The organism is Sorangium sp. So ce363 (assembly GCF_051520435.1).
GTDB lineage: Bacteria > Myxococcota_A > Polyangia > Polyangiales > Polyangiaceae > Sorangium > Sorangium cellulosum_B.
The window spans coordinates 3,695,098-3,708,685 of sequence record NZ_CP150333.1 but is presented as its reverse complement, the minus strand read 5'-3'; the positions used below and the strand labels follow the sequence as shown (position 1 = coordinate 3,708,685).

The 13,588-nt window shown below is 74.0% G+C and carries 11 protein-coding genes; 3 read left to right on the top strand and 8 right to left on the bottom strand.

The window, feature by feature from the left end:
* Positions 1 to 14: 14 nt before the first annotated feature.
* The gene (locus WMF12_RS14240) at positions 15 to 1,514 is read right to left on the bottom strand and encodes a M14 family metallopeptidase (protein ID WP_437871936.1); all 1,500 of its coding nucleotides are present in this window, start codon (positions 1,512 to 1,514) and stop codon (positions 15 to 17) included.
* Between the two features lie 499 nt (positions 1,515 to 2,013).
* Here WMF12_RS14240 and WMF12_RS14235 point away from each other — a divergent pair, with 499 nt between their 5' ends.
* Both WMF12_RS14235 and WMF12_RS14230 read left to right on the top strand, forming a co-directional pair.
* Positions 2,014 to 2,334: a hypothetical protein gene (locus WMF12_RS14235; RefSeq protein WP_437871933.1), complete on the top strand. Its 321-nt coding sequence runs from the start codon at positions 2,014 to 2,016 to the stop codon at positions 2,332 to 2,334.
* 150 nt (positions 2,335 to 2,484) lie between these two features.
* A complete protein-coding gene (locus WMF12_RS14230) occupies positions 2,485 to 3,294 on the top strand; it encodes a class I SAM-dependent methyltransferase (RefSeq protein ID WP_437871932.1) in 810 nt (269 codons plus the stop codon).
* A 92-nt stretch (positions 3,295 to 3,386) separates the two neighbouring features.
* Here the strand turns inward: WMF12_RS14230 and WMF12_RS14225 are convergent, their stop codons facing one another.
* The 3 genes from WMF12_RS14225 to WMF12_RS14215 are packed head-to-tail and all read right to left on the bottom strand — an operon-like array spanning position 3,387 to position 5,758.
* Positions 3,387 to 4,088: a glycine-rich domain-containing protein gene (locus WMF12_RS14225; protein WP_437871930.1), complete on the bottom strand. Its 702-nt coding sequence runs from the start codon at positions 4,086 to 4,088 to the stop codon at positions 3,387 to 3,389.
* A 3-nt stretch (positions 4,089 to 4,091) separates the two neighbouring features.
* On the bottom strand, positions 4,092 to 5,105 hold the full coding sequence (locus tag WMF12_RS14220; protein WP_437871929.1) for a hypothetical protein: 1,014 nt from the start codon (positions 5,103 to 5,105) through the stop codon (positions 4,092 to 4,094).
* The gene (locus tag WMF12_RS14215; RefSeq protein ID WP_437871927.1) at positions 5,102 to 5,758 is read right to left on the bottom strand and encodes a hypothetical protein; all 657 of its coding nucleotides are present in this window, start codon (positions 5,756 to 5,758) and stop codon (positions 5,102 to 5,104) included. The genes WMF12_RS14220 and WMF12_RS14215 overlap by 4 nt, the downstream gene beginning before the upstream one ends.
* A gap of 371 nt (positions 5,759 to 6,129) precedes the next feature.
* On the opposite strand from WMF12_RS14215, the gene WMF12_RS14210 reads away from it, so the two are divergent.
* Positions 6,130 to 6,291, top strand: coding sequence for a hypothetical protein (locus WMF12_RS14210; protein ID WP_437746193.1), 162 nt, complete (start codon positions 6,130 to 6,132; stop codon positions 6,289 to 6,291).
* A gap of 156 nt (positions 6,292 to 6,447) precedes the next feature.
* Here the strand turns inward: WMF12_RS14210 and rnk are convergent, their stop codons facing one another.
* The 4 genes from rnk to WMF12_RS14190 all read right to left on the bottom strand — a co-directional run bounded on the left by rnk (position 6,448) and on the right by WMF12_RS14190 (position 13,587).
* Complete coding sequence (gene rnk, locus WMF12_RS14205; RefSeq protein WP_437871923.1) at positions 6,448 to 6,870, bottom strand: nucleoside diphosphate kinase regulator; 423 nt, start codon at positions 6,868 to 6,870, stop codon at positions 6,448 to 6,450.
* 674 nt (positions 6,871 to 7,544) lie between these two features.
* Positions 7,545 to 9,659 carry an ATP-binding cassette domain-containing protein gene (locus tag WMF12_RS14200; protein WP_437871922.1) on the bottom strand — a complete coding sequence of 705 codons (2,115 nt, stop codon included), beginning with the start codon at positions 9,657 to 9,659 and terminating at the stop codon, positions 7,545 to 7,547.
* Positions 9,656 to 12,439 carry an ATP-binding cassette domain-containing protein gene (locus tag WMF12_RS14195; protein WP_437871920.1) on the bottom strand — a complete coding sequence of 928 codons (2,784 nt, stop codon included), beginning with the start codon at positions 12,437 to 12,439 and terminating at the stop codon, positions 9,656 to 9,658. Before WMF12_RS14195 ends, WMF12_RS14200 begins: the two co-directional genes overlap by 4 nt.
* On the bottom strand, positions 12,436 to 13,587 hold the full coding sequence (locus WMF12_RS14190; protein ID WP_437871918.1) for an HlyD family secretion protein: 1,152 nt from the start codon (positions 13,585 to 13,587) through the stop codon (positions 12,436 to 12,438). The genes WMF12_RS14195 and WMF12_RS14190 overlap by 4 nt, the downstream gene beginning before the upstream one ends.
* Position 13,588 lies beyond the last annotated feature (1 nt).

The following is a 13,588-nucleotide window of genomic DNA, read 5'->3' as shown; positions in this document are numbered from 1 at the left end:
CGACCCCTCCGGGCTCACCGGACCCGCCACGCCGGGTGCTCGTCCCCGAGGGCGGGCGCCTCCACCAGGCCGTTCTCGACCGCCCCGTCGTCGCTCTCCGGTTCACACAGGTACACGGCGATCGCGCCGAGCGGCTGCTCGGTGTCGACCCGGAACCAGCCCTCGGGGGCCCGCCGGGCCTCCTCGCGCCACCGCACCGACACCTCGCCGACCCGGGCCGCCTCCAGGATCGCCCGTCCCCCCTCGGCGCCGAGCGACGCCACCCGGGCGACCTCGACGTCGTGGACGCCCCCGGCCGGCTCGACGCGGAGCCCGTGCTGGCGCAGGGCCTCGGCGATCGCCGGCGGCACGAGGTAGGCCCGCGGCCGATCCACCACCGTGGTCCCGACGAACCGCGCGTGGTGCGGGATCCGCAGGGTGACCGGCTCGCCGTCGAACGCCCGCGGGCTGCGCGTCAGGATGTCGATAGGGGTCCCGGTCGGCTCGAGGCGGTACCGGACCGCGACGCGCTCCGGCGGCCGGGCGCTCGCGGCCACGACCTCGCGGACCGCGTCGGCGTGGGCGGCGAACCAGGAGAGGGCCTCGATCTGCCACGCCGAGGCGGTCTGGACGCGCTCCTCGAACGGGAGATAGCTATAACACTCGAGCAGCAGGTCGAGCCGCCCCGTGAGCCCGCGGTAGTTCGAGCCGAACCGCGGGTGATGCGGGTAGGTCATCCAGCCGAGGCCGACGGGCGACGCCGGGTCGACCTCGCCGTCCGCGTCGAGCACCCGCTCGTCCTCGACGAAGTTGCCGTACCAGCCGCTCTCGAAGCCGCGCCGCCGGACCGCGGCGATCACGTCGGGGACCAGGCGGTCGCGCACCATCGCGATCGGCTCCGGGCGGCCGGACTCGATGGTGTGCGGCACGTCGACCGTCATGTGGAACCGGTGCACCGACCCGTTGGTCGCGTGGTTGTCGATCGTGAGATCGGGCGCCCAGGGGATGCACACGCGCTGCTGGAGCAGGCGCATCTCGGGCGCGGCCTGGCGGAGGTAGTCGCGGTTCAGGTTGATGCCCTGGCTCTGGGTGCGGGTGCCCACGACGGGACCTGGCTGGCCGGTGAGCTTCTTCAGGTCGAGGCGGCGGTTCCGCGGGTCGAGCGCGTCGTTGCCATCCGCGTTGAACAGCGGAACGACGAGGAGCACGAGCGCGTCGAGCCAGTCGGGGTGGCGGCCGTCGAGCAGATCGCGGACGAGGGCGAGGCTGGCCTCCTTGCCCTCCACCTCGCCGGGGTGGATCCCGTCGAGCATCAGCACCACGGGGCGCCCGGCGCGGCGGGCCTCGTCCGGGGATCGCACGCCGTCCTTGGACAGCACGAGCAGCGGCAGCTCCCGCCCGCCCGGGCTGGTCCCGAAGGTGTTCACGTGCAGGCGCGGGTCGTTGCGGCCTTCGAGCGCGCGGACGAACCGCATGACGTCGGCGTGCAGGGAGGTCTCCCGGAATCCGGTGGCTTCGGCGCGGGTGAGCAGCATGGGCCCGATCTCTACCCCGCCGCGCGCAGCAGGGGGCAGTGATCGGCGACGACGGCGCGACGACGGCGCGCCCCGCCGGAAGAGCCCGCACGTGTGGTGGTGTGGCGGGTGTGGTGGACGAAGCGACGGAGTCCTCGTCCAGGCTGGTCAGAGCGACAGGACAGGACGCGACGCGAAACCATGGAAGGCTCGGCAGGCACGTCAGACACGCATGTCTTCCCGTCGCCACGGTCGCCGGCGCGCGCGGTCGGCACGCGGTGCCCAACGCGGTCCATGCGGCGACGCGGCGACCAGACGCTCAAAGAACGGATTGTCATTTTGGCAGGATGAGCCATTGTACAGGTGGCGGACGTGTCAGCTTTGGCAGAGCGGCGCAAGAAGCCCCTCGATCCATGCGCTGGTTCCAGCGGATGCCTGCTGGCACGACGCTCGCATTCGCAGGAGTTGTCACAGGGACGCTGGCAGCGAGCGGGCGCTCGCGAACGAGGCAGGTAGCACCATGTTGAAGATCCTCCGGAAGTTGAATGAAGGGAGCCTCCTCCAGCGCACAATGATGCATATCGCGGTGCTCGTCGCCGGATCTGCGAGCGTGGTCGCGCTGACCAGCGTGCTGCTCGTGTCGACCGCGAGGACCGTGCTGCCGCGCCACGATGCGACCGAGGCCGGCGCCGACAAGGCGGATGAGGAGCAGGGCGCCGACTCGGATGCTGATCCGAGCTCGTCGGAGGCGGCGGCGAGCCCCGCCGGCGCGAGAGGCGCGCCGAAGGCGCTGGCGCAGGCGCGCGTGGCGAATCGACGCGAGAGCGCGGTGGCGCGGTGATCGCCACATCACCTCATCACGGCATCTCCCTCGCTCGAACGCGCGGTTGTCGTCGCCTCGCCCCGAGGGCGTGAGCGCCGGCCAAGGGAACGCCGCGCCAGGACGCCTGCGCTGGATCCGCTCGGCGCACACGTGGTAGCACCGTCGCCGATGACGCAGCCCCCGAGCCCCCTCGCCACCCCTGTCGCGTGGAACATGGTCGCCGACGACTACGCGGCCGACATCGTCCCTCACTTCGAGAAGTATGCCGCCGACGCGCTCCGGCTCGCCGGCGTCGGCCCGGGCGCCCGCGTGCTCGACGTGGCCGCCGGGCCGGGCACCCTGTCCCTCCTCGCCGCCGGGGAGGCGCGCGTGACCGCGGTCGATTTCGCCCCCGCGATGGTCGAGCGGCTGCGCGAGCGCGCCGCGGCCGCGGGGCTCGCGGTGGACGCCCGCGTCGGCGACGGCATGGCGCTGCCCTTCGAGGACGGCTCCTTCGACGCCGCCTTCTCGATGTTCGGGCTGATCTTCTTCCCCGACCGCGACCGCGGCTTCCGCGAGCTCCTCCGGGTGCTGCGCCCCGGCGGCCGCGCGGTCGTCGCGAGCTGGGTGCCGATGGACAGGACGCCCATCCTGGGTGAGCTCTTCTCGGCGATCGGCGCCGAGCTCCCCGGGCTGCCCTTCGGCGAGGGCAAAGCGCCGCTCGGAGACCCAGGCGAGTTCCGCGCCGAGATGGCGGCCGCCGGGTTCCGGGACGTCTCGGTGCACGAGGCGGAGCACTCCCGCGAGTCGCCCTCGACCGAGGAGTTCTGGCGCTCGGTGAGCAGGAGCAACGCGCCGCTGGTGCTCCTGCGCGACAAGCTGGGCGACGAGCGCTGGGAAGCGCTCGGCAAGGCGATCCTCGGCAGGCTGCAGGCGCGGTTCGGCGACGGTCCTCAGCAGCTCTCGATGACCGCCCTCCTGGGCGTCGGCGTGCGGTAGCGACGCCATCGCAAACCGCGCCATGGGCCGCGTGGCGCGGTGGGCCCCGCGAGGGCCCACGACGACCGCCCATTCCAGCGCAGCGACGCGGACTACGGAGCGACGCGGAGCGTCCGCGACACCACGAGCGCCCGGCAGAGGGCGATCCGGTCATCCAGGTCGAGCCCGGGCAGCTCGCGCACGTAGAAGATGCCGTGAAGGGCGATGAAGCGCAGCGCGGGCTCGCCCCAGGCGTCGACGCGGACGAGCACCGCGTCGCCATCGACGAGCTCCGCCTTGCCGTCGTTCAGCCGGACCGACACGTCGCGATCGCGGATCACCCGGCGCGGGCCGCAGACGGACGAAGCGTCGCTCCACGGCTCGGGCGGCGGCTCGCCGTACAGGGCGCTGTACGCGGCCGCGAACTCGTCCCACGTCGCCTCGCGGCAGGCGTGCGTGACGGGCGCATTGCCCGGCGCGTGGTGCAGGAAGCGCCCGAAGAAGCGCTGGCAGAAGTCGGCATATTCGATCGTGAAGAGGACGAACTGGTGCCAGGCCTCGTCGACCCGCAGCGAGAACATCGGGTAAGCGCGGGAGCGGTCGGAGTCGACGAGCCAGAGATAGCGCACGAGCTCCCGGAACAGCGCCTCTGCCTCGCGCTCGGTGGCCACGGTCTTGTTCATGAGCAGCTTGCTGATGACGAACGGCGCCCGGTAGGCAAAGAGATCAGGCCGCCTGGTCGCGCCCGGCGTCACGACGTCTGTTTGAGTGAGCTGCGTGAGCTGCGTGAGCTGCGTGGGCTGCGTGGATTGCATGGGTCAGTTCTCCTGGGCTTCGAAGGGCTGAAAGGTCCCCCAGTCGACGAGGGCGCGGGCGAGCGCGAGCTGCTCTGCCTGCGCGAGGCCGGGGATGTCGCTGGGGCGGAGCTCCCGGGTGGTCGACACCGCGCGGAGCGCGGGCCCGGCCCACGCGTCGACGCGGAGCAGGACCTGGGCGCGCCCGCCGCACCGCGCGACGAGCTCGGCGCGGCCCGCGCGGGGCGCCACGTCAAGATCCACGCCGGGCCAGCGGCGCGCGAGGACGGTGTGCGCGCCGAGGGCCTCGGTCCGGCCGAGCGCCCGGGCGGCGCGCCGCCGGGTCCCCGCGTCACCGCGGGCGTGGAGGCGCGCGAGGAGCGCGGCGGCCTGCGGGCCCCGGCGCTCGAGGGCGTCGATCTGCGCCCGGCGAACGCACTCCCGCTCGTGCGCGAGGAGCGCCGCCGAGAGCGCGTCGTCCGGCTCGGCCCGGGGCGCCATGGGGATCAGGCCCTCGATGGGGCCCACCTGCGCCTCGATGACCGGACCGTCGTGAGGGCCGAACAGGTGCAGCGAGATGGACCAGCTCCCCGTCGGGTTCCGCGGGTCGTGGATGCACGGCCCGTAGATGTGGCCGACCCGCCCGGCCTCCGCGGAGAACAGCCGCTTCGGCACGAGCCGCCGCGCGCGGGCCGTCGCGTCCCAGTCGAAGGTCGCGACATCGAGCGTGTTGTGGACCACCGCCGTGACCGTCCAGTCCGAGTGCTCGTGAGCGCCGGCCGCGCGCCCGGGCCGCCAGTACGCGAACGCGAGGCGCACGCCGAGCTCGGGGAGGACGTGAAACGGCGCGAGATCCGGCGCGCCGTCGCGACGCTCGATCTCGAGCGCGAAGAGGTCGAGCAGGAGCTCATCGTCCGAGAGCCCGGCGCGGACCGCGCCCTCGACCGCGCGGACGTGATCGCGCGGCGGACGGCCGCGGCCCTCAGGGCCCGGAAAATCGAGCCGCCCGAAGAGGGCGGTGAGCTCGGCGAGCCTCATGGCGCGACCCGGAGGAAGTCGCCCTTCACGAGCGGACGGCAGAGCGCCACGCGCTCGCCGTCCTCGAGGCCGGGGAGCTCGCGGACATAGAAGTGATCGCAGTCGACGATGAACTGCAGCGCGTCCTTCGCCCACGCGTCGATGCGCAGGAGGACACGCGGCGGCTCCAGCGACCACACGAGCTCTGCCCTCCCCTGCTCGACCCGCACGAAGATGGGGCGGCCGAACGTGACGCGGATGAGCCGGGTGTCGGGCGTCACGGCGAGCTCGTCGCTCCACGCCGCGGAGACGGGCCCGAAGAGCGCCTCGTACTCGGCGCGAAACTCGGCGCGGGTCATCTCGGGGCGCGATCCGGGGCCGCCGCGAGGAGCCGTGTTGGCGGTGTGGTGGACGAACTCGCCGAAGAAGCGGTGTCCGAAGGCCGCGTACTCCTCGGTGAAGAGGACGAGCTGGTGCCAGACCTCGTCGATCCTCCGGGAGAACATGGGGACTTGCCGGGTCCGGTTCGCCTCGCAGAGGAAGAGGTATTTCTTTACCTCGTCGAGGAGCCGCGCCGCCTCCTCGCAGGAAGGGACCACCCGGTCCTTGACGAGCTTCTCTTCGAGCCACGGCGCACGGAAGGAGAGCAGTTCGGGGATGATTGACGTGTCCATCACCGCCCGTGCGTTGCGAACCTCGTGCCGAGCGGCGCTCACCCGCTTAGGGGACGGGCACATCTCGACGTTTTCGGTGCTCGGCGCACCGGAGTGCGCCTGCGCGCCGAAAACGCCGATCTGAGCCCGTCTCCTGTGCGGGTGAGCGCCGCTCGGAGCCCCAACCCGTGCACCGGGGCTGACCCGATCGGGAAGGGTGATGCCAGACGGATTTCCCCAATTGGGAAAGGGGTTGCTCAAGCGCGGCCGATACCGCGCCAAAGCGGCCGATACCGCGCCCAAAACGGCGTGGCACGGCGACTGCAATAGCCCTCCTCGCGGGACGTCGAGTCCCCGAATGAAATAACCAACCCATCCACGGAGCAATCGCCATGAACGAGCAGATCAAGGTCGAGGTCGAGGTCGAGTCGAAGCAGGAGACCGTCGAGGAGCGCCCTGCGCGCCTGACGGTGGAGGTCCCCACGGAGCTCCAGGCGGGCGTCGGCCCGGCCGTTTGCACCTGTCCGCCCGGCTGCTGCGGCAGCGGCAACTGAGCGGCCGTCGAGGCGCCGAATGCCGCAGCCCGCGGCGACCGGCTCCTCGAACCTGACGACACGACCGCGGAGGCCCGCGCTGCGATGAGCAGCGTCGGGCCTTTCGCGTTCAAGACGCACGATGCGCCGGCGAGGCCGGCCGTTCACGCCGAAGCCTCACAGATCGAAGCGACCCGACGCCTCGGGCTGATAGACGATGCGCTCGATCCGGAGCCGCCGGGTGCGGCTCGGCGTGGGCCACTCCACCTCGTCGGCCTCTCGACAGCCGAGCAGCGCGAGCCCCATCGGCGCGAGCACCGAGATACGGCCGCTTTTCACGTCGGCGATCCCGGGAAACACCACGGTCACGCAGAGCCGCTCCTCCGTGTCGAGATCGAAGAGGTCGACCGTGGAGTTCATGGTGACGACGTTCGGCGGGATATCCCCTGGCTTCACGACGTCGGCGCGCTCGATCTCGATCTCGAGCGCCTCCAGGTTCGGGGAGTCTCCCCCGGGCCGCGCGCGCAGCGCCTCGAGCAGCCGCGCGAGGCGATCGCGGTCAAATTCGGTGAGGACGATGGGGTTCGTGTGAGGTGCCATGAGCTGGGATCTCCTTGTGTCGTCAGTGCGATCCGGGCTTGGCCAAAGGTCCGCGCCGGCGAGCTGGACGGCGTGAGTGCTCGCCCAGGTCGCCCGCTCAGGCGCCCTCGACGCCAGGCCCGCTTCCTTCCGGGAGCGGCCAGCGAAAGACGCCGGAAGGCCGCTCCCCTACGAGCGTGCGGGCGACCTCCGGCAGAGGAGCCGGGATCGCAGGGGAATGAGCGCGCTACGCGCGCCGCGGCAAGGCCACGAACGCGACGCGACGGGGTGCAGGCAGGCGCTCATTCGATGGGCATCGTAACACGACGGTGCCCCCCAGGGCCATGACAAGGGGAGGCGCGCCCGGGAAGCTGTCCTCATTTGCCGCTGTCGTTCCCCCCGACCTTGCATCACCCCCAGGCGGGCTCGGCCATTGACCGGGTTGGTGCTGAGCTGGTCGAAGCACCGATTCGCCTCGCCCTCTCGCCGATTCATCGCAGATCCCACCCACGGACTCGGAGACCTTGTCGATAAAGCGTCATTTTTCCTGGAGGGATGCGGATCGCGTAAGGTTATCTATGTCAACCAGCGCGCGCAGCGTGGCTGTGCGCACGGAACTAGCGATGTGCCTGCCGACCAGCGCTCACGCTGGCGACAACACCCCTAGGTCGAGGCCGTCATCCGCTCCCTCACGCTCACGGGTGCGCGATGACGATCAGCGCCGGCGCCCGCTCCAGCACGGCGCCAACGCACTCGCGGGCGGTGAGCGGATCCAGCGCGCCGAAGCTCTCGTCGAGGATCACGGCGTCCGAGCGCTGGAGCAGCGCCCGCGCCAGGAACAGCCGGCTCCGCTCGCCGTGCGAGAGCTGCCACCCCGTCTCGCCCACGACCTGATCGAGCCCCGAGGGCATCCTGTCCAGCAGCGGCCCGAGCCCCAGCTTGCGGCACACGACCTCCGCCTCCCGCCGGTCCTCGGGCGACGCGGGCCACGCGCGGCCCATCAGCAGGTTGAACGCGAGCGTCCCGGAGAGAACGTGGTTGTCGTGGAACTGCGGCGCGCTCGCCACGCGGCTGCGCCACGCCGCGCCGCCCAGCGTCCGCCGGTCGAGGCCGCGCAGCAGCACGAGCCCCGACGACGGCGCGTGAAGGCCGCTGAGCACGGCCGCGAGCGTCGACTTGCCGCCGCCGGAGCGCCCCTCGAGCAGCAGCCGGTCGCCCTTCGAGAGGACCAGGTCGCAGCCGCGGAGGACCGGCTCGCCGCGCTCCCCGTCGTAGCGGAACGACACGCCCCGCGCCTCGATCACGACGTCCGACGCCGCGGGGCGCCCGAGCACGGCCTGCGGGATCCCGGCGGGCTCGCGCCCCTCGGCCGCCACGAAAAGCCGATCGATCGAGCGCCACGACACCGCAGCCGAGAGCAGCGCGCCGAGGCTCGTCGCCAGCGTCGCGAACGCGGCCTGCGCCTGGAGGATGCCGCCGGTCGCGACGACGAGCGGGCCCGCGCCCACCCCGCCGAGGACCGCGGGGACCAGGCCGAGCAGCCCGAGCGCGAGCCACCCGCGCGCCGGGAGCGACGCAAGGAGATCCCCCACGCTATCCATCCGGTGCGCGGCGCGGTGGTAGCGCTCCAGCGCCGCGTCCTCCTCCAGGTGGTGAAGGTGCGAGGCCTGCTGGGCGACGCGCGTCCGGTGCCCGACGACGTGCTCCACGAAGCCGCTCGTGATCGCGAACCGCTCGCCCGTCCACGCCGCCCGCTCCCGGGCGAAGCGGCGCCCGAGCAGCGCCACGGCGAGCGTCCACCCGAGGAGCAGCGCGACGTGGAGGCCGCCTCCGGCGCCGGCGGCGAGGACCGCCGCGGCGCTCGCGAGCTGCACGAGCGCGACGATCGCCCCGAGCGCGCCGCCGAGCCCGGCCGTCTCGACCGCCTCGGACTCGGAGACCATCGCCAGCAGCTCGCCCGAGCCGCGCGCCCGGATCGTCGCCGGCTCCAGGCGGAGCGCGCCGCACAGCAGGCGCTGCTTGAGGAGCGCGGCGACGTCGATCATGAGCACGCCCCCCGTGAACGAGGCGAACAGCTGCACGAAGAGCGCCGAGAGCGACAGGAGCACCCACGCGAGCAGCCACCCCGGCTGCACGTCGCCGTCGAGCGCGCCCGCGCCGATCAGCCACCAGGCGAAGACGCCGAGCGCGATCTGCAAAGCGGCGGCCGCGAGGAAGATCGCGCCCCGGCGGAGCACCCCGCGCCTCGAGAGCAGGCGCCGGAAGCTCGACCCCGGGTCGGGGCCCAGCAGCCACACGCCGTCGATGGGGCGATCCGCGACGAGCTGGGCGAGCAGCTCGTCGCGCGCCCGCGCGGCGCGCCGCGGCGGGACGCGCGCCGCGGCGAGCCACTTGTCGACGTGCGACGCGGGGCGATCCTCGAGGTGGGCGGTGAGCGCCCGGCGCACGGTCTCCAGCGGGATCCGCGCCGGCCTGAGCGCCGGCGTCAGCACCGAGAGCCCCCGCCGGCCCGCGGACATCACCGCGAGGTAGCCCTGCTCGACGCGGACGATCGAGGGGCCGAGGGACGGGAGCGCGCGCGCGAGCTCGGCGAAGCTGCACTGGACGGCCTCCGCCTCGACGCCCATGCACCCCGCGTACGCCTCGATCCACGCGGTGGGGTCGCCCTCCGGCGGCGCGCCGGGCGACGGCGCCGCGCCGCTCGCGAGCCCGCACGCGGCCGTGAGCGCGCTCATCGCGTGGCCGAGCGCGGACGGCTGCCACGCGAGCCCGCCCAACGTTGCGGCCTGTCCGGCCTCGCCCGCCTTCACGCCGCCCCCTGGAGGAGCCGGCCGCCCTCCATCGTCGCGCTCCGGAAGCGCTCCTTCGACCAGACCTCGTCGCGCGCCCGCGCGTCCGCCTCGGCGAGCGCGCGGTAGCGGCTCCGCGGGTCGTCCATGAGCTCGCGCGGCGCGCCGTCCTCGACGACCCTGCCCCCCTCGACGACCAGCACGCGGTCGAAGCCGAGCGTGTCCATGACGTCGTGGCTGACGAGGACGAGCGTCGAGCGCCCCCAGTGCTCCCGCGCGCGCGCGAGCAGCTCCCGGCGGCGCTCGCGCTCGAGCCCGCGGAACGGCTCGTCGAGGAGCACGAGGCGGGCGTCGCCCTTCATGAGCGCCCGCGCGAGGCGGACGCGCTGCCCCTGCCCGCCCGACAGGCGCGCGCCCCCCTCGCCGATCGCCGCCTGCAAGCCGTCGGGCAGGCTCTCCAGGACGCCGGTTAGCTCGGCCTGGCTCATGGACAGGGGCACGCGCGCGAGGGCGTCGCCGGCGTGGCCGAAGGTGATGTTCTCGAGGAGCGTGCGGTTCCAGAGCTGGATCGCCGGGTCCACCCACGCGGTCGCGCGGCGCAGGCGCTCGACCGCCGCGTCGTCGAAGGGGCGCCCGTCGACGAGCACCTCCCCCGCGGACGCCCGCAGCCACCCGAGGAGCAGCGAGAGAAGCGACGATTTCCCCGCGCCCGACGCGCCCACGATCGCCACGTGCGCCCCCGCCGGGACGCTCAGCGAGACATCGGACAGGAGCGTGTGCCCTCCCGCCTTCACGCTCACGCCCCGGAGGTCGATCGACGTAGCGCACGCGGCGGCCAGCGCGGCGCCCTGCGCGGCGCGCGCCGCGTCGACGGCGTCCTCGGCGGGCGCGCGGGGCAAGTCCATCTCCGGCGCCGCGAGCGGCGCGAAGAGGCGCACGGACGCGTTGCGCACGTTCTTCCAGCCGAGCAGCGCCGCGACGAGCTCCTGCGCCGCCGCGGGGAGGCGGAGCGACCAGAACACGAGCAGGAGCAGCGCCGCCGCCGGGCCGCCGGAGGCGACGTAGCCGCCGACGATCGCGACCGCCACGGCCGTGCTCGCGATCCCCTGGGCGGCCTGCATGGCGGTGGACTGCGCGTGCACGAGCCGGCCGGTGCGCGCCCACTCGACGAGCAGCGCCTCATGCTCGCGCCGCACCGCCCGCTCCGCGCCGTGGACGCGGATGGGCACGACGCCGAGCAGGGCGTCGAGGTAGAATCGCTCGAGCGACGCCGCGTGCGTGCGCAGGCGCATGAGGCTCTCCACGAGCGGCCTCCGCGCGAGGTACGGCGCGGCGAGCGCGACCGCCGCCGCCACCAGCGACAGCCACGCGCCGCCCGGGTAGAGCCAGACGACCCCGAGGAGCGTCGCGGCGAACGACAGCGCCGCGCGCGCGATGCGGGCGAAGAGCGCCGGGGCCTCGCGCATCAGGTGCATCGCGTGGCCCCGCGCGGTCATGTCCGAGGTCGGCCGGCTGCGCAGGTAGCGATCCTCGAGCCGCGGCAGCTTCTCCAGGAACGCGGCGCGGAAGCGCACCTCGAGGGCGCGCCCGAGGCGCGAGACGGCGTGGGCCACGAAGATCTCGAGCGCCAGGCCCCCGGCGGCGAACGCGACGAGGGCGAGGAGCCCGAGCGCGCGCTGGTACGCGACGGTGACGCTCTTCACCGCGTCGAACAGCCCGCGGAGGATGACCACGTCGATCGCGGCGATGGCCGCGCTCGCCGCGAGCGCGACCCCGACGAGCGCGAGCGCCCCGCCCGCGTCCGCGCGCAGCATCCAGAAGAACAGGCGCGAGGGGGACGGCGTCGGCAGCTCCAGCTCCCGGCGAACGGACGCCGGCAGCGCTGCGGTCGCGGTCGCGCGCGGCGCAGGCCGGTCCGGCGCGGCCGCGCGCGCGGCCTCGGGCGCGGCGCTGCCGCGGTAGCTCGGCGGCGGCGCCGCGGCGGGCGGCGCAGAGGCGCGCGCGGCCGCGCTGGCCCGGCTCGCGCCGCGCTGACGCGGGCCGACGTGGACGATGACCGCGCCATGCACGAGGAGCTTCCCCGGCGCCTTGCCCTCCGTGGCCCAGAAGAACCCCTTCGGGATGGCGCCCGCCTCCCCGGCGAGGGCGCGCTCGAAGACGCCCTCGAGCACGCGCTGCGCCTCGCCCCCGCGCGCGATCGCGCCGCCGCGGACGAGGCGCGCCACCATCCGCACCGCGGCGTCGAGCGCCGCGAAGGGCCGCCACCCCGGGTCCGCGTCGGCCCGGGCGATCAGCGCCTCCCCGTCCGCTCGCAGCGCGCGCAGCTTCGCGCGGAGCGGGCCGAGCGAGTCCGCGGACGACGCCCACCGCCGCCACCGATCGATCGAGATCGGGATCGGGAAGTGCGGCATGTCCTCCATGAAGCGCGCTGAGCGCACCCAGCGGCGCCCGCTGCCGGGGTCGAGGATCTGCACGAACGGCCCGAGCCGGCGCCAGACGACCACGAAGTGGAGCGCGCCGCCCGCGCCGCGCTTGACCACGATCGCGGGGAGGCAGTCGGCCTCTGGCAGGAGGAAGCTGTCGTGGGGGACCACCACCTCGGCGGTCGCGAGCCCGAGCTCCTGCCCGAGCGCGGCGAGCGCGTCGATCGACGTCCCGTCCACGTCCGTCTGGCAGCGGTCGCGGAGCCACTCGTAGTGCACGTCGACGCCGAACCCCTGCAGCACCGCCTTGAGCGCGGCGGGGCCGCAGTCCATGAGCGACGCCTGCAGCACCTCGGGGACGAGGAAAGCGCGCTTCATCGCGCACCTCCCGGCGCCACGGCGCGCAGGAGGAGCGCCCACGGAGAGACGCGCTCCACCTCGACCTCGGCGGTCCCAGGCATCCCGTGCTGCACCGGGATCGACGCCGCGCTCTCCGGCCGCACGAGCAGCTCGACGCGGATCGCGCCGTCGTACGGCTCGCTCGCGACGTGGGAGACCTCCCCCTCGATCATGCCGAACTGCGTCCACGCGAACCCGTCGAGGCGCATCCGCGCCCTCTGCCCGGGGACGACGCGCCCCACCGCGTCGGACGGCGCGAAGAGGGCGACGGCGTGGAGGTCGTCGCCCGGGACGACCGTCGCCACGAGGTCGCCCGGCTTGAGCACGTCCCCCACCTGGAGCGCCGCGATGTTCCCGAGCTTCCCCGCGATGGGCGCGCGGACCTTGCGCCGCTCGATCTGCGCGAGCGCCGTGTGCACCGCCGCGTCGGCCGCCTGCTGCTCGGCCACCAGATCCCCGAGCGCGCGCCCGAGCTCGGCGAGGCGGGCCGCCGTCTGCCGCTCGTCGTGGCGCCCCGCGACCGAGAGCCGCCGGAGATCGGCGCGCGCCCCCTCCGCCTTGAGCTGCTCGTCGGCGGCGCGGCTCTTCGCCTCGAGGTGGTCGGCCGTCGACGCGAGCCGCTCGTCGTGCAGGCGCTCCGACATCGCGCGCAGCTCCTCGCCGTGCGCGGCGGAGAGATCCCGCTGGCGCAGGTCGATCCTGGCGCGCGCGACCGAGGCGTCGGACAGCTTCACCTGCCACGCGCGCACCTCCTCCTCGACCGCGATCTGGTGCTGCAGCGCCTCGATCTTCGGCGCGAGCGCGGCCGCCCTCGTGCGCTCCTCCTCCAGGCGCCGCTCCTCGACGGCGGCGTCCAGCTCGACGAGCACCTCCCCTTGCTCCACGTGGCGGCCGAGCGAGACCTGCACCACCGACACGCGCCCGGGCTCGGCGGCGGCCACGCGGTGGGCCATCCGGCTGACCTCCAGGCGCGCCTTCCCGGTCGTCGCGTAGACCGAGACGCGCGCCGCGTGCATCCAGCCCGCCCAGGCGCCGAGCACGGCGAGGATCACGGCGAGGCGGATCCACGTCCTCGGACCGCGCTCGATCTCGAGCGACCGCATCGTGCGGAAGAACGGCGAGGCCACG